We start from the raw sequence: 18498 nt of genomic DNA on the forward strand, positions 1-18498 counted from the left end.
TAACATCAATCCAGCTTAGCAGCCCAGCCAAATCAGGCACTGGGGCGGCATGAGAGGGATCTTATGATAGTCGCGAAACCGACATGGGCCACCGACATCCACGGCCTCTTCAGCGCCCCATACTGGATACCGCCCGCCCAACGCGCCGCCGTCGCCGCCTCATGGGTGGGCTGCATGAACGCCTACTTCGTATTCCTCGAAGACCCCGCCTCGGTCAAGACCTGGTCCGAAACCATCTACCAGCACCTGGCCTCCCGCAGCATGCCGCTGACTCTCGACCAGCAGCAGTTCTGGCCCATCGACGCACTGGAAACCTTCAGGCTGTGGGTCAACCAGGGCTGGCGCCTGACCCCCAGCTCGCCGTTCGATGTCGCCGAGCGCATTCCCCCGCCCGACCTGCCCCACCCGGTCAAACGGGTACGTCAGGACATTCGCGCCCTGACACAGGAACAACTGAACCTGTACCGCTCGCGCCTGGATGATGTGATGCAAGTCGCCGACCCCGACAGCGGCTCGCCCTGGCAGCGCTACGCCTACATCCATACCAACTGGTGCCTGCATTACCAGGAAGCGTTTGCCCTGTGGCATCGGGCCTATCTGCTGTACCTCGAAGCGCTGATCGACTGCGCGATTCCCTATTGGGACTGGATGGCCGAAGACGCCAGTGTCGACGGCAGCCCCCAGGCCGGTTTGCCCCAGGCGTTTCTCGATGAAACCTACGTACACCCGCACACCGGTGAAGTGCGGCCGAACCCGCTGCGCTATGCGGCGGCCAAGGACGGCAGCTCGAAGGTGTGTGCCAGGGGTGATGTCAACGGCGTGGACTGCCGCTTCGTGCAGCGCAACCCGCTGTTCTATACCCAAGGCGAGCCTTTCCGCCGTGAGCGTACTGAGCTGTATGCCATGAGCCGGATTTTCCAGCAGCAAGTGGTCGATGCGCTGAAGTTCACCTCGTTCAGCCAGCCTCAAGGTGTACCGGGTTATCCATGGGCGAATATTCCGGTGTTTGACCCGCCGCAAAAAGACCACCTGTACCCCAACCGCGCCCTGAATTTCGATGGGCTCTACGAGCAGCCCCACGACAACTATCACGGCTGGATCGGCGGTGACATGGCCGACAACGCCTACACCGCATTCGACCCGGTGTTCAGTTCCTACCACGCCAATATCGACCGGATGCTGGAAGTGTGGATCCGTGCCAACCCGGCGGCGCAGTACACCACCCAGTGCCTGCTGCAGCCGTTTGCCGGGAGTGGGGCCAGCACCGTCACGTTCACCAGCGCGGATGCCTGGCGCTATACCACCTTGGGCGATATGGCCCAGGACAGCCGCCATATCGGCTACGACTACGGCACGCCCGTCGCCCCACAGTTTGGTGCGACCAAGGCCGCTGCGAAGGCGTGCTGCCCACACAGTTCGGTACCCGCCCCGGCCACCGGCAACGCGGCCGGGCTCGGGCCGTGGGTGGTGTTCGACCATGTGCGCTGCACCCACGACACCTACCTGATCGACGTATTCCTCAACCAGCCCGACGCCACACCGCAGCAGGTGAGTGCCGACAATCCGCACTATGTCGGGCGCTTCAGTCGCATCGGCATGGGCCTGGTGGATGACAAGGGCCGTTGCATCACCCACGGCGTGTCCCGCGCGTTGAATGCCGCGCGCAATGCCAGGGTGCTGAACCTTCTTCCCACCGACACTACCCAGTTGTCCGTGGTTGTAACCCATCTCGATAGTGCCCGGGTGTTGACGCCGCAAGAGTACGCGCCGCTGCCAGGCTTTATCGCCCAACTGGTGTGGGACGACCCGCGCCAGGCCATGACCGGCCCTGCCCCCAGTGCCGGTTGCTGCGCTGCTTCCACCCACACAACACCTGGAGAATCGCCATGAGCACGCCCTTCAAACAATTCACCTCCCCCGCCGGGCAGGCACCCAAGGACTACAACAAGCTGGGCCTGGAAAACCAGTTGCCGCAGTTTGAAACCGACTGGAACAACGACCTCACCGGCTGGACCCAGTCCGCGATCATCGGCAACCCGTGGTCGGGCCTGTATGACGCGCCGCGCTCGGGCTATTACAACCCGCTGGTGGAAGGCTACGGCCCCACCACCCTGCCGGCGATCACCTGGGCGCCCTTCCCCAACCGGCTATGGACGTTTTTCTACAACAACGGCACTGCGGTAATCCCGCAATTGGGCGGCAAGGCCATGACCCTGCAACAGGTGATGGAGCTGACCGACAACGGACAGATCACCCTCAACAACACCCTCTACACGCTCTACGATCCGAACAAGCAAGGCACCCTGTTGCAATTGCCCGCCACCCGTTGCCCCAGCATCGACTGGCAAGGCAAGTACAAGGATTTCTCGCCATCTGGCCCGCGTGGCTGGCTTGACGAATACTGCGAGTGGTCCATCGTGCGTGATGCCGACGGCAACATGCGCAAGATCACCTTCACCTGCGAAAACCCGGCGTATTTCCTGGCCATGTGGCGCATCGATCCGAATGCGGTACTGGGGCTGTATCGCGACTACATCGACCCGCAGGTGCAACTCGAAGACCTCTACCTGCGCTACACCGCCGACTGCCCGACCGGCAAAACCGGCGATCCGGTCATCGACCCCACCACCGGCCAACCGGCTTACGACACCGTCAACAAATGGAACGCCGGCACCGCCTGCGTACCTGGCCAATACGGCGGTGCGATGCACCTGACCTCCGGTCCCAACACCCTGAGTGCCGAGGTGTACCTGGCCGCCGCCGCGACCATTCTGCGGCCGGTAAGCAGCAGCCAGAATTCCCAGGCGTTGATCTGCTGCGCGCAATACGGGCAGAACTACCGCAACTCCGACCCGCATATCGGTTTCTCGGCCAACGGCGTGGCGGTGAATAACCGGCTGTCCCTGACCAATCCCATCGGCCTGTACCTGCAACAACCCACCGACTTCTCGGCGTGGAAAGGCCCGCAAGGCCAGGACGTCAGCCAGTACTGGAAGATTACCCGTGGTGCCGCCAAATCCGCCGTCAACGGCTCCGACCAGATCCTGCAAGCAGTGTTTGAAGTGCCGGTCAGCGCCGGGTTCTCGATCAACGACATCACCATCAGCGGCCAGTCGATCGACTATGTGTGGGTGATTGCCCAGCAGTTACTGGTGGGCCTGAGTGTGACCACCACGCCGATCAGCCCGACGCCGGATTCGTGCCCTTGCGTGACGGATCGGGTCAACGGCGTGCAACCCTGGCCGGTGCAACTGCTGCCGGTGGATCTGTTCTACGGGCAGTCGCCTACCGACTTGCCGGCCTGGCTCGCTCCCGGCACCAGCGGGCAGTTTGCCCTGGTGGTGCAAGGCGCCGACCTCAAGACCACCGCCGAGACGGCGCGGGTGCAGTTTTCCAATCCAGGGGTGACGGCGCAGGTCACCCAGTTCCTGCCGGATGCCTCGGCCATCCCCGGGCAAACCAACTCCGGTGGCACCCAGGGCTACCTGCTGACCATCACCGTAAGCCCCACTGCCGCACCGGGGCTGGTGACGGTGCGCGCGCTCAACCCGGGCGAAGCCGATAACCCAAGCGCAACGGAACACCCATGGGAATCCGGATTGGCGCTGGTGCCTGGCGCCTGACTGATACCGCCCATCAGCCGCCCCCCCAAGGGTGCGGCTTCACCTGCTTGCAAGGAACGCGATGATGTCCAGGTTACGCTTGAGTGTTTTATCGCTGCTGACCAGTGTGGTGCTGAGCCTGTTCGCCATGCAGGCCGCCTACGCATCCCCCACTTCCGACGCCGACGCCTGCGTGCAGCAACAGTTGGTGTTCAACCCGAAAAGCGGCGGATTCCTGCCGGTCAACAACTTCAACGCCACCGGTCAGAGCTTTATGAATTGCTTTGGCTGGCAGTTGTTCATTGCCCTGAACTGGCCGGTGAATCCCGGTTGGCCCGCCACGCCCGCCCTCGCGGGTGAGCCGGACATGAACAGTACCCCGGCGCAATTCGGTGTACCGCCCGCCTCCGGCCAGCCAATGAGCGTGGCGCCGGTATGGGCCAGCTACAAGGACGCCAACGATATCTTCCTGCCGGGCGCGCCCGCGCCCACCGGCTGGGGCGTGCAAACCCTGGTGCCGTCCAATTGCAGCACCCAGGGCAGCCTCAAGGCGATGTCGGTGGGTGCGCGCAAGTTCATGACCGCCACCTCCGAAAGTGCGATCAACGCCCGGCATGGTTTTCACTTGTCCAGCGGCACCCTCGCCTCGATTCCGGACCCGATCATGGAAGCCTCCGGCGGCTGGCTGACGGACCAGTCGCAGAACCTGGTGTTTTTTGAACGCAAGGTGGGCAAGGCCGAGTTCGACTACATCGTCAGCAAAGGCCTGTACGACGCAGCCAACCAGCTGACAGTGGCGCAGAACCTCAACAACCAGAACCCGGGCGGGCTTTCCCTGCCTATCGGTGAACCCATGCGCTCGCTGCCGACCAACCCGGTGCCGCAGGAGCAACTGGGGGCCTTGGAGGTCAAGGCGGCGTGGCGGATCCTCACTGGCAAACCCGAGCTTTACGGACGCTACCTGACCACCGTCGCCTGGCTGAAAAACCCGGCCACCTTGCAGTGCACCCAGCAAGTGGTGGGCCTGGTGGGCCTGCACATCATCAACAAGACCCAGGCCTCACCCAACTTCATCTGGACCACCTTCGAGCAGGTGGACAACGTGCCGGAACCCAACCAGGTGCCGCCACAACAGACGCCGCCCGACGGCTTTGCCTTCAACAACCCCAACTGCGGTACCGGCCCCGAATGCACGCCAAACGTGGCGCGTATCCAGTGCAAACAGCAGCATCCCGACCGCGACTGCACCGAGCCGTTTCCACGGGATGCGCCCGTGCAGACCACCCGGGAACATCCGCTGCCCACCGCACTGCAGGCCCTGAACGGCGCGGTGCAGGCCAACTTCGCCCAGCAGAGCCAGGGCAAGTCGGTGTTCCAGTACTACAAACTGATCAACGTACTCTGGACCCTCAGCCCCAACCCGCCCATCCAACCGGAACCGGGTGTCGGTGCGCCGGTGCCGCTGTCCTACGGGCCGTATATCAGCGAGGGCAACGTACCGGTGGCCAACACCACCCTGGAGACCTACGTCCAGGGCGATAACTGCAACGCCTGTCATCAGTACGCGACCATCGCCGGCAGCTCCACGCTGGCCTCGGACTTTTCGTTCCTGTTCAACAGCGCCGACTCGGCCAGCAAGAAAAGCCTGGTCAAGCGCGTGAAAGCCTTCCAGACCCTCAAGGACCAACCCTGAAGGCCTTCTGTAGGAGCGAGCTTGCTCGCGAAGGTCGTTAACGATGACGCTGGCATCCTGATTCAACGCGGCGCTCTCAGGTTTTTCGCGAGCAAGTTCGCTGCTGGGTGTATATCCGTTATTTGGGTGATGGCGGGTATTGGTTCCGCTCTTACAGCGGGTCACTTTTGGAAAAGAGCCCCAAAAGTAACCAAAAGGGCTCTTGCCCCACCACTCGGCACCTCGCTTGGGCTCGGTGTGCCCGAACGAAGGCTTTGGAGCCTGGTTTAACGGGGCGCCTAAGATCAAGATCACAAGCAGATCAAGGGCACAGCGGCCTACAGGCCGGCTTGAGTGTTTTAGAGCAAAAGCCAAATCAAAAGCGGGCACGGTCCAAATGTGGGAGCGGGCTTGCTCGCGAAGATCGTTAACGATGACACTGGCATCCTGATTCAACGCGGCGCTCTCAGGTTTTTCGCGAGCAAGCTCGCTCCTACAAAGACAGCCAATAAAAAAGGGGCGATCAATGATCGCCCCAAATACAACGAGAGGTCCGTTTCTAACACTACAAACTGATCTGCTGACGCTCCTCATCGGTCAACCGCGCCCGCGCCTGGTCACTCAATGGCCCGGCACCGAGCACCTGCACCGGGCTGTTGGGGTTGTAGCCCGAGGTCTTCTGCTGTTCCTGGGGCCCGCGCTGCACCGGCTCACTGCCAAAACTCAACACCTCCACCGTGACAATCGACGCCCGGCCCTGCTTGGCCGCCGCCTGCTGGCTGCGCGCCGCATCCTCCGCCGCCTGGGACGCCGCTGCGCCGGCCGCACTGGCGGAACTCATCGCCCCGGTATTCACCGCCGCCGACACCGGCACCCCGGATGACTTGCCCTGGGTCTGGATGTTCGCCGCGTTCACCACCCGCAACGCGGCGATGTTGATGTTGCCCGAGACCCGAATCCCCGCCTCGCCCGCATCGATGGTGCCCAGCGGCGCAATCAGGTCGATATCCCCCGCCGGCACTTCCGGGATCGGGTTCAACGTGGCAATCCCCGCCCCGGTACTCGGCACCGCCGGCGACAGGGTCACGTTGCCCCAGTTGTCATAGACACGCTTGGGCGGCGTGTACACCACGGTGGTCTTGGAACCGCGACCGGCGTTGATATCGCCCTCGCCGGACCAGCCCATGATCGAGCCGCCAAAGGTGGTCATGATGCGGCTTTGGCCCAGCAGGATGCTGCCCAGGGAATACAGCTGAATGTTGCCCGTGCCCTGGGTAATGACGCCCGCCGAAGCCGGCGGTGCCACGCCTTCGATACCGAAGGTCTGGCTACCGCCCGGGGTGAGCATCTGGATCGAACCACCGAAGTCGGTGTGTACACCCGCCCCGCCAAACAGGCGGATATCGCCCTGGTAGGTGATGGTGTTGCCGGCCACGTCCTTCTCCGGGAACAGTGCCGCAATCGCTGCCCGCCCCCGGGCATAACTGCCTTGCCGTACACCGCCACTCTCGTTGTACTCGCGCCCGCCCGCCTGCAGTTCGGCGAAGTACACCTCACGGGCAAACACGCGTTGCTGCTCGGCGGGCAATTGCATGAAGTACGCCAGGGCCTGCTCGCTGTCACCGGCAAAACCGAAGCGCTCGACCAGCCACGCCACCAGTTCGTTTTCGTAGGTCTTCGCCACCTTGCCGCCCGATGCCGACAGCGGTTCACCCACGGCAATCAGGTTCGCCGGGTTGAGGTAAGCCGCCACAAAGCGCCGGTAATCCGCACCGTTGGCACCTGCACCGGCCTGCATCACGATGCTTGCGCCCGGACGCACGTCGCCGGCGATGATCGGGCCGAGACTGGTCACGCTGACCTTGTCGTCCATCACGATGTTGCGCCCGGCCGTGATCTCCAGTGCGCCAGGCCCTGCGATGTTGAAGCTGCTGTAGATAATGTCGCGCCCGGCGGAAACGATGGAGAGGTCGGTCTTGTTGTTGTGGACGAACAGGTTGCCCGTGGCGAGCACACCCGGATTGATCTCGCCGTTGTCGTTGGGGTTGGCACCGCTGCTGACGATATCGCGCCCGGCCATCATCCACACCGGCCGGCTGCCTTCGTACCAGGTCTCGCCGGCATGGGGCAGATTCGCGTTATTGAAACCAATGATCCGGCCGCTGCTGACGCCAACCAGATCCCCGGTCAGGGCGTAGAAACGTGACGGATCAGCGGTGTTGCCCAACGGCTCAGACGCTGTACCCGGGCCGAAAGCGAACAGCGACAGCCCCTGATTGCCGTAGGTGTTGTAGTTGCCCGTGCTGGACGTATTGCCGTAGTTCTGCGTGCCGAGGGTGGCAACAATGGCTGGATTCCAGGGGGTGGCCATGCTGCTCGGTGCCGCACCGGATTGGGTGACGGTAAAACCACCGGCGTAAATCGAGTCCTGCGCCAGGAACTGCAATTGCCCGTTTTGGCCGGGGGCCAGGAGCAGCGGATAGCGATAACCGGCGACATCATTGAGCGTGGCGGCCTTGCCGTAGTAAAGGCTGCCACTGGCCGCAGTCGCCCTGACGATCGATGGATAGACCACCGCCAAATCCGTGTTGGTCACAGCGCCGACAAACGGCGTCAGGTTGCCGCCTTCGGCGTACAGATCGATGGCGGTGTTGGGGGTCCACAACGTGAACCAACTGCTGGAGCCGCCATTCACCCCGTCACGGCTGAAGGCCGAGCGGTTGTACTGGCGCACACGCCCGGCATCTTCAACCGTCTGCAGCACCAGGTCGTCCAGGGTATGCAAGCTGAACGTGGAATCGCCTGCCACCAGGGTCAGCCCACCTTGTGGCGTACTGCGGTTAGAGCGCAGAGGCTCAACCGCCCTTACCTCGCCGGGCACCTGGTTAGTGGTGCTGTACTGCAAGTCGATACGCCCGATGCTGGCGGCCTGCACTTGCACATTGCCGCGAGTATTCACCAGCACGCCGTTACGGCTGTCGGGAACCTCCAGGGTAGCGACAGGGTTGAGCGCACCTCTGACGCGCACCCGCATGTCACCGCCACCGGTCAGTTGCAGGGTGCCGTCGCTGCTTACCCGGCCGGTGCTGCCGACTGCCAGCACCAGGCCCTGGGTACGTTTGTTGGTGACGTCCCCCACAAAATTCGGGATTTTCAACGAGCCCGCATCGCCGCCCACGTTTACGTCCAGGTCGCCCCCGCCCAAGGTACCGAAACCGGTGAAGCCAATCAGGTTGTCAGCGGCGATGTTGGTGTAGGTGCCAAAGTTGATCCACCACGCCGTAGGCTGGGCCTGCCCGCCGGTTGCCAGATTGCCGCTGCCCTGGCGCCACAGCCAGTTGCCGACATCGGCCGTATTGCTGCCGCCGTCATAAGGGTCTGGGCGCGAAGGGACTGAGAGACCACCGGCATCCAGCTGGCCGGTCAGGTTGCCACCGACGTTCAGCGTCAGGTTACCGCCCGCCTCCGGGTACCAGGCGCGGTACAGGCTCTGGCTGCCACCGTTGACGAACTGTTCGAAGTAGCTGTTGGGATCCTTGAGTACCGTGGTGGTGCCCGCCAGGGCTCGCGGTTGGTTGAAAGGGTCACCCGCCTCAGTGGTGGTGGACGAGGTGCCCGCCGTGTACACACCGTAGGTCGAGTTCACACTCAGGTTGCCTGCGCTCAGCAGTTCCAGGTCACCGGTGCCGGTACGCACCACGCTGAACAGCGAGTTTGATGGGGTCGGCGCGTATTCCTTGGCGCTCAGGGCCACACAGAACGACGGTGTATCCAGGCAAAATTGCGCCACTGTCTGGCCTGTCATCTCCAGCATCCAGGCGTCATCCATCGCCGTTCCGGCCTTAACAATAATGTTTTGCTCAGCCAGCGCTGTTTCAGCCTCCTGACTCCACGCAAACCCCGCTTTGGCCGAGCAATATTCCGGGCTACTGCTACAGAAATCGGCAACCGAACCCAGGCCAAATTGATCGAGGATCGCTTGATCCACCGGGTCGCCTTCCTTGACTTCCACGCCGTTATTGGCAAGGTCTTCGACCGCAAAAGCGGTCCACACCAGCACGCCTTTGGGCGGTACTTCCTTGGCGAACATGCCGTAGTGGCTGTCGGCCAAGCGCAGCGTGCCGCTGCTCGGGTCAGGCTGGAGCAGGCGACTGTCCGCAGCCTCGGTGTCAGCCCCCGCCACCAGACGCAATGACCAGGATTGCGAACCTTCGGCCAGCATCGGCGCAATGGCCCAGAGTTTCCCCTGGCGCCCGGCCACTTCAGGGCGCAACTCGATCGAACCCACCCCGCCCACCAGCTTGACGTCGGTGCCCACCGGAATCAGCGCGCCACGCGCCAGGGCAATGTCGCCATCAAGGGTGACGACATTCTGGCCACCGTCCAGCGCCCCGCTCAACCCCGGCAACGGCACGCCTTTGGGCCAGGTCATGGCGCGCAGTTGGGTGGCCTGGGTCAGCAAGCTACCGGCTTCCAGTTGCACGCCCGCTTGCAGGGCATAGGGTTGGTTCAACAGCGTACCGGCCGCCAACAGCACATTGCCTGAAGCATCGAGGACCGCTGCCGCGAGCACGGTGCCTGCGGGCAAGGTCAGGTCCTGGGCCAGCGTTGCCCGTGTGGGCAGGCGAGTGCCGGCGACGACGGTCATGCCTTTGATCGGCAAGTCGTAGTTCAGCACCGAGCCGCCCAGGTAGGTGGTGCCATCGGCCAAGACCACACCATTGCCTGGCACGATGATCTCGCCGCCGGCAAAGTCCCGGCCCGTTAACAACAGCCAGCCCTTGTCATTCATCGTTTCCGGTGGCGGCGAGAAGCCGTCGTTGATGCTGCCATAGATGTTCAGGTCGCCGCCGGCCCGCAAGGTCAGGCTGCCGGACTCGCCCGAGCCGTACACCGAGGTTTTCTGTGTGTTGGGGTTGAGGCTGGCGTAGCGATAACCGGAAAGGTCGACATCACCCTGCACCACCAGGTCGCCGTCCGGGGTCTTGCTGATGATCTCCACGCCCGGGCGCAGGTGGAAAGCGTCGGCGTAAGTGGCGTTGTTCAAACCCGCCAGCTTGTTGCTCAGCAGGTTGGTGTTTTGCAACGCGGCGTTGATAAAAGCCGTGCTCAACACGTGCTTGGCATCCAGATACGCCTGGTCGATGACCTGGTACGGCCTGCCGCTGGCGGTCGGGTCGGTCATCAGCGGCGCGTCGTCGTAAGTCACCATGCCGTTGAGGGTGATCGCACGCGCGCCTTTGATCGTCAGGTTGCCTCGTGCATCAATGGCGATGTCATTGTTGTCGATGCGCGGCGCATTCAATTCCAGGGTGCCGCGATTGCGTCCGTCATTGCCTGCCGCGCCCGCCGTGCCGTGACGCAGGTCGATGGTCGCGCCATCGGCCAGGGTCAGTTGTCCGCTGCCGGAACCCAGTACCACCATCGCCCGGTTCGGTGAGTCGATGATCTTGCCGTAGCTGTCGACCCGCACTTGGCTGCCGTGGGCATCCAGCACCGCGCTGCCGTCCAGGGTCAGGCCGTTTTTGCCGGCCAGGTTGATGCTGCCGACCCGCTCACCGCTGGCGTCCACCCGCCCGCTGACGCGCAGGCTGCCGTTGTCTACCGAGACGTTGATGGTGTTGGCCTTGAGGCCGTTGCCGATGGTCAGGTCGCCTTGCTTGAGCTGGAAACTGCGCCCGCCGAACACGGCGCCCTCGTTCAGGCGCTGGTTGAGTGCGGCAAATGGCTGATCCAGCGAGCCACTGGCGCCCAGGCGCTGGGCCTGGATTTCCACAACCCCGCCTTGATACGGCACATAGGTGCCACCGGCGTTGTAGTAACCGCTGCTGCCTCCCAGGATCTTGCCTTGCAGGTCGACCAACCCGCCCGCCGCATTCACCGCCACGGCGCGCAATTTGCCGCCCTGGTTGTACCTGGCCGAGAGGTCGATGGTCGAGCCCGCCGCCTGGCGGATATTGCCGTTGCGGCTGTCCAGCAGCACATCGCCGCCTGCGCCATATTTCGTGATGTCGTTAAACACCTCCGCACGACCGGCCACGTCGAGCAACGCTGCATCGGTCAACACCAGATCGTCAGTGGCTTGCAGCGTGACCTTGCCGCTGGGCAATACCACGGCGGTCGCCAAGCGGACGGTTTGCCCTTTGAACGACAGTTCGCCGCCGTAGCCGGTGACCGCACCACGGGTGTCGGCAGCCCCTGCGACATCAAGCGTGCCGCCAGCGGTAATGCGGTTCAGCGAACCGCCTTCACCGGTCATCAGCGGCGTCACGATGTTGAGGTTACCGCCGCTGTAGGCAAAACCGCTGACCGGGTCATACGCGCCCTGGCGTTGATACACCGACAGGCTGCCTTTGTGGTTGGCCGTGATCCGCTCGCTGGCATTCAGGTTGACGTTGGTAAAGCCCAGTACCAAGCGATCAAAGACCGTGTTGGTATCGCGCTGGGCAAACGCCCCATAACCGAACTCGATACGCTCGGCCTTGATATCCAGGCGTCCGCTGCCATGACCGGCGCCGTCAGCAATCACTGCGCCCGGTGCGCCTTTGGCGCCTTGCCAGATCAGGTTGGCGGTGTGAATGGTCGCCACATCATCGGCATTGCCCGCCCCGTAGATCGCCGGCGTCGACAGCACCAGGTTGCTCAGCAACGACTTGCCGGTCACCGAATCGTAGGTATCAAGGGTAGTGGTGCCGTAGAAGTTGAACGCCTGGCCGGCCGACAGTTGCAGGGTTTCCAGGGCCGGGGCACCCGATTGGGTGTCACCGCGCAGCAAGCGTTCGAGCACTTGCTGGTTGAGGGTCAGGCCCGATGGCAGCACGTTGCGCGCGGCGGCATCGGCCAGCCCCGCCGCGCTGCCGACGTTGATATTGCTCAGGGCCAGCGCCAGGTGACGCGTGCCGTAGCGCACCTGGTCGTCCAACTGCAGCGCTGTATCGGTTGCAGCGACGATACTGCCCTCGGAATAGAGCGTGGTCTGGCCCGAGCAATTGCCGCTCGGGCACACACCGATCTTGATACCGCCCGAAGGATTGGCACCGGTGTTTACGTAAGGCAGCACATTGAGCAGGCCATTGGACACGGCCAACATGCTCGGCACACCCTGGTAAACATAACCGTCACGGGCGTCATAGATCGCCGCACCTCGCCCCAGCGTACTGATCGACGCGCCCTGCTCAACCACGATATCGCCGCGGCCCGATACCATGATCACTTCCGGTGCCGAGAGGGTTGCACCGCTGCGCAGGGTGACCCCATTGCCCGCGGCGTTGGCACCAAAGGGGAACTTGATGATATTGCCGTTACGCCCATATTCCACTTGGGGCAGGCCACCGATAACCAGGCGTTTGGCGCCCAGACTATTAAGGCTTTGGGCGGTGAGCGTGAGGCCCTCGTAGGCTGCCAAGGGATTATTGGCATCAACGATCTGGGTGCTTCGGCTCTCGACCGTATCACCGCCCAGGTTGATCACCCCCACGGTGCCGCCGTAGCCGCCTTTGGCGGCTTCAAAGTTGCCAATGCCCTGGAACGAGAACGTCTCTTTGCCCCCGCCGCCGTAAAACCCCAGCTTGAGGGTTTTGGCGTCCACTTCCAGCATCGGCCGTGGCACACCGAGCCTCGCGGCGTCGGCTATCGCGAACTGGGCGTAGCTGGTTTCGTTGTACTGCGAGTAGCGGCGCAAGGTGTCGGCCGAGGTCAGGATCACCTGGCTGTTGACGCTGTTGTGAATACCGGTGTTGATAATCGACAGTTGCCCGGCCATCGACCACGAACCGTTGCGCATCAGCGTGGTGCTGCCGTCACTGCCCTGGGCGGCGAGCCCGTTGATCTCAACCCGGAACGCCCCCGGCTTCAAGGCGTAGGTGGACGGCATCAAGGTGTAAGTGCCTGCCGGCAAGCCCGGAACGCCAGCACCGATGGTGATCTGCTGGCCCACCAGCGGCGTACTGGCGCCGGCTTCGCCAGTGGCGGGTGCATAGCCTGATTGAACCCCCGGCACGATGGCATAGACCGGGTTTGTACCCAGCCCCGGCAAGGTGAAACCACCCTTTGCCCCGAACTGCACCAGCGGGTTGAAACGCGCATCGGTAGAACCGCCGCGCCCGGAAATAAAGCCGGCCCCCAGCAATTCGCCGCCACCGGACAGGTCCAGCGTGGCGTCGGGCAATACGTCCACCGACTTGCCCCCCAGAATCACCCCGACCGACAGTTCTCCACCGTTGGTAGCGCCGATCCCGCCCTGCCCGGTGAAGACCACGGTCTTGCCGTTATAGCGATAAACCTGGCCATCCACGGTGCCGCCATACGGCAGGTCCAGGCCCTTGGCGCTGACCGAAGTCAGGCTGCCGGGCAGCAGTTCGACCTTGGTGCTGCCCAGGTTGCCGAGTTCGATCAACCCCAGCGGCGCACGCAATACACCGCCCTGCCTGATGGTGGCAGCGCCCAGTTGCAGGCGCCCGAATACCGAGTCCGGGGCAACGCCGTTGTCATCGCCGACCTTCTCGATCGTCAGGGTGCGAGTCGGGTCGAAGATCAGTTGATTGCCGTTGTTGCCGAGGCTGCCTACCAGCACTTGGGCCTTGATCTCGGAACCCGGGTAGATACGCGCGGCGCGCAGGGTCATGTCGCCTGCTGAACTCAGGACGGTGCTGAAACCACTGGGTGTATTGCCGCCATCGCGCCCGGCGAGAAAACGCAGGTCGCCGCTGCTGTTGAGCCGAACCCGATCGAAGCCCTGATCGGCACCAAAGGTGAAGCGGTCGCGGATGTCCAGCAAGTCGCTGTCGACGGTCAACAAGCCCTGGCTGCGAAACGTCGGCGAAGAATCGCCGATGTTCGCCCGGGTCCACGCTTCCATCCCGGACCTGTCCGGCTCAAGCAAGCCGCTGAGGAGCACGTGCGGCGCACTGAGATTAATCTGCGAGGTCGGGTTCGCGTCGCGGGTCAGGCCAATACCGCCGGAATACAGCTGCAGGCTTTGCCCCATGTGCAGCGAGGCAGCGCCGTCGAGATTCAGCGCCCCACGCACCAGCAGTGTCAGGTTGTCAAAACCACCGGCCTGGATCTGGTCGATACCGAGTGCGCCGTGCCCGTAGATCAATGAGTCTGCCGCCGCTTCTGCCGTGTCGGGCAACGCGGTGGCTTGATGCTGCTGGTTGATCACCAGTTCACGTAACAGCAGCACACGGTCTTTGACGTGCTGCTTCAAGTAAAACGGCGACTCGAGTGCCAGCGCCAGACGCCCGCCCGCCGCGCCGGCGCCACCGGCATTGGCCACGAAGTTGCCGTCCAGGTACAGGCCGTTGTTGGACGCGAACGCAAGAGTGCCGCCGTTGCTGGCCACCCGCGTGCGGCCCTGCCCCGGAACATCGAGCAGCGCCTGGCTGCCGGAGGCGTCCAGGCGTGCACCTTCGCGCACCACCACAAACAGGTCGCTGGCCTTGGCGATGCCGGTGGCCGGATCGATATCGCCACCGACGGTAATCTTGCCGCCATCGCGTACCTGGCCATACACGCCGCCACGATTGTCGACAGCGGTTACAGCCCGCGAGGCCACGTCAATCACCGCCTGTTCGCCGATCCAGATCGAACGGCCATGGCCGTTGCCCTCGACTTGTGAGGACTCAGTGTTGCTCAAGCCCGCGAGGCTCACAGTGCCGCCCCAGGCATTGAGCGTGCCGTCGACGGTCAATTGGCCGATGCTGCGCAGGTTGATCGCCTGGCCGGGGTCCACATTAATCACCGCGCCTTTGCCGACGTTCAGGGCGGTGGTCGCCGCCAGCGCGCCTGAAGCATTCGTCGTACCGGCGCTGAGGTTCAGGCTCGCGCCACGACGTTGAGTCAACACACCTTTGACGGCGTCCTGCTGATACAGCTCGGGTGTCCAGCGTTCCAGCGCCGTGGTCGGGTCGCTGCCGCTTGGGGTGGACAGCGCCTGTTCGCCCAATCGGTAGACCGGCATGGACACCTCGACCCGGGTGCCGTCAGTGACCAGCAGCCCTTCGTTGCCGGTAATGTCGTAAGCCGAGAAGCCTTTATTGAAGAAGTCCCCTGCCAGGTGCAGGGTGTCGTCGCCCGGCGAACTCGCGTTGTCGCCGATCTGCMCCTTGCGCGCCTGTATGGCCAGCGCGCCACCGCCGTTGACGCCGTAACCGCGAATCTCACTGCCCAGCTCAAGGGTGTTCAAGGCCGTCAGGGTCGCGCTGCCGCCCTTGCCGCCGGTGACCTTGCCGTCCAGGCCGATAGTGGCCCCGGAGGACACGTCCACCCCACTGCCTGCCGCCAGCTGCAGGTCGCCGGTGCTGCGCAGCGAGACCTTGCCGCCATTCAGATACGCCGCGCTGGCGTTGTTGACGCCGTCCTGCGCCAGGTTGCTCCAGCGCCCGGAAGCGTCCAGCTTGACCCCTTCGGCCACATTGACCCAGGCCTGATTGCCCGCCGTTGGCAGCAGGTACACATCGCCCACGGCCATGCCGCGATCCCTGTCGGGCTGGTTAAGCAGGTTGCCCGCATTGATGCTGCCACCGTTCGCCGTCAGATTGGCGCTGACCGTCACCCGCGGTGCAAACAGGGTGATGTCGCAGCCATCGGCCACTTTAAGCGCGCCGTTGACGTTGACCTGTTGTGTGGCGGCGACTTTGATCGCGCCCAGTTCGAAGCCGTTGAGCTGGTCACTGTCAAGAATCACCTTGCCCTGGCGGTCAGCGGGCAAGGCCGTGCCCAGGTCCAGGCCATCGGCGATTTTTTGCGCGCCGGATTCGAACAGAATTTCGCCGGTCACCGGGTTCAGGTTGTAGCGCAAGGTGCCGGTACTTTTATTGAACACTGGCGTGTAGCTGCCGATGATCAGTTGCGCGCGCTGTGCGGCTGCCTTCTGCGACTGCTGATAGCCGTCAATGTTGATAGTCGGGGTGTTGATCTGGCGATCGCCCTGGAACACGTCGCTGATCAAGCGGCCTTCAAGCACCGCACTGGTGGTGCCGATCACCAGCTTGCCCGCATCGCGGCCTACGGTGTAACCCGCCTCGTAGCGTTGTTGCGCGGCAATCAGCGGGTTGTAGTAATGGTCGGTACGGCCCCAGCGGGCGCTGGTGTCTTCAAAGCCTTTGTAGAAACCCGAGTAGAGAATGTCCCCCGGCGCCTTGGACAGTTCATACAGGCGGCCATCAGGGCCCTTGAGCCAGCTTTGCCGGATGTAGCCATCCTGCACATCAATCGTGCCGCCCGACAGATTGAACTGGGCGCCCTGCTCGGTCACCACCTCCTTGCCGGTAAACGTCAGCGTACCGCCCTGGGCCATCCATTCGCTGACGCTATGCCCTTGGGTGCCGAGGTAACCACCGACTTCCAGCAGGCCACCCGCGGTGTACCAACGATCGGTGGCGTAACCGTTGGTGCCCGCCGGCACAAACACCAGTTCACGCAGGTCAACCCACACATCGTTGTTGATCAACTGCCCGCCTTCACGGTTGACCGGCGCATCGCGCTGCTCGTTACCCTGGACGTTGATCTTGATGTTGTTGGATTCCATCGACACCTTGACGCCCACCGCGCCGGACACATCGATCATCGCCCCGTCACGTACCAGGCTGCGCTGGCCGGCCGTGACCGCGACCTGGCCGCCGGTGGCCAGGGTGATCGAGCCATCCTTGAACTCCACGCTGCCGCCGCTGACGATCTCGACCCGGGACTGGTCGATGCGGTCACTCACCGTGCTCAAGTTGTTGAACCGCCCGGTGGCCATATTGACCGGGTCTGGGCGACCGTCGAGGTTGATCAGGCCGTTGTCGCGCTGGCTGTTAAGCGCGGTGTTGCCGGTGTTATCGAGAAGGATGGCAGTGGTGCTGCCCTGCCCCAGGGTCACGCTGCCCGTGGTATCGGTGACCGAGTTCAACAGGTGGACGGTGCCTCGGGTGTCCACCGAAGTGCTGGCCAGGGCCACACCGTTTTGCTGCACCTGGTGCCCCGTCAAGGTGATATCACCCGTGGAGGCCAATATCAGCCCATTGTTGCTCACCTTGCCCGCACCGCCGCCCGGTTTGAGGCTGGTGGCCACTTCGTTGCCGCGGGTGGTGGAACCCTGGTTACCCGAGGTCCCTACGCCACGGCGAATGTAAAAGCTGTCACCGGCGGCCAGGGTGGTCTGGCCCTTGGCGGTGATGATGGTGCCGGCGTTCTCGACCTCGGAACCCAACAGCAAGGCGTAGCCGCCGGAGTCGGTGGACAGCGTCGGGGTGTGGGTCTGGATCAGCGCGCCACGCTGCACTTCAACCTTGCCGGCGGCATCGGTAAAGGTCGGCTGCGAGCCGTTGATGTCGACGTAGATCCCGCGCTGGGTGAACTGCTCATCGGTGATGTTGGCGGCGGCGGCCACCAGGTTGCGCACGTTGACCTGGCTGGTGCCGCTGAAGACCACGCCGTTACGGTTCATGATCATCACGGTACCGGCGCCGGTGATCTGGCCCTGGATCTCGCTGGGGCGTGCGTTGGGATCGTTGACCCGGTTGAGCAAGGCCCAGTTGGACTGCTGCTGGAAATCCACAGTGGTGTTGCGCCCGACGTTGAACGTCTCCCAGTTGAGGATCGCCTTGTCAGCGGTCTGCTCGATGCTCACCGTGGTCTTGCCGCCGGACTGGCTTTGGGTCGGGCCTTTGGCATTGACCCAGCCTTGGGTCAGGCTGTTGTCGACCTGCAGGCCACCTTTACCGAGGCCATCGGGAATCGTCGAGACCTGGCCAAGCGCGGCCTGCCGACCTGCCGCCTGGGCGGCCTGCTGGGCTGCAATCGCCGCCACGCTGTTGTTCAAGGTGCTGATGGACCGTGCCAGCTGCTGGTTGACCTTCGCTTGTTGATTCAACGCCGGAATCCCCGGGACCTGCCCGGCGCCAAGACGTGCCGCCGTGGCTGCCTGGGAAGCGCCCTTGTCGGCAAACCAGCCGGAACTGAACGCCGCCGAAGCGGCATGGGCGTTACCCGCCACCATCAACAAGGCAATGGCCTGGGCCAGCGGCTTGAGGCGCAGGACTGTCTGGGCACGTGGCGCCCGGGCATTCAGGTGAACTGGTGGTGTGCAGCGGACCATCAGGAAGCTTCCTTATTTGTAATCGCCCGGGGGCAAGACACGCTCATGTATGAGGGTTAGGCGGTTGGCGAGGGGCGCGACTGAACTTCTGTCATCGAAAGTTCACATGAGGCTGTTAACGCAAAAAAATCAGCAACGGCGCA

Annotated in this window: 4 protein-coding genes; 3 read left to right on the forward strand and 1 reads right to left on the reverse strand. The window is 63.4% G+C overall.

Features of this window, described 5'->3' with window-relative positions; genetic code table 11:
• The first annotated feature begins 63 nt into the window (after positions 1-63).
• From AU074_RS21010 to AU074_RS21020, 3 genes are all read left to right on the forward strand, one after another.
• Complete coding sequence (locus AU074_RS21010; protein WP_076016354.1) at positions 64-1890, forward strand: tyrosinase family protein; 1827 nt, start codon at positions 64-66, stop codon at positions 1888-1890.
• On the forward strand, positions 1887-3623 hold the full coding sequence (locus AU074_RS21015) for a hypothetical protein (RefSeq protein ID WP_076016355.1): 1737 nt from the start codon (positions 1887-1889) through the stop codon (positions 3621-3623). Before AU074_RS21010 ends, AU074_RS21015 begins: the two co-directional genes overlap by 4 nt.
• 64 nt (positions 3624-3687) lie before the next feature.
• Positions 3688-5295: a hypothetical protein gene (locus AU074_RS21020; RefSeq protein ID WP_076016356.1), complete on the forward strand. Its 1608-nt coding sequence runs from the start codon at positions 3688-3690 to the stop codon at positions 5293-5295.
• A 544-nt stretch (positions 5296-5839) separates the two neighbouring features.
• Here the strand turns inward: AU074_RS21020 and AU074_RS21030 are convergent.
• Entirely contained in the window at positions 5840-18355 is a 12516-nt protein-coding gene (locus tag AU074_RS21030; protein WP_076016358.1) for a filamentous haemagglutinin family protein, read from the reverse strand.
• Positions 18356-18498 lie beyond the last annotated feature (143 nt).

Origin of the sequence: Pseudomonas sp. ATCC PTA-122608, from assembly GCF_001952855.1 — a bacterium.
GTDB lineage: Bacteria > Pseudomonadota > Gammaproteobacteria > Pseudomonadales > Pseudomonadaceae > Aquipseudomonas.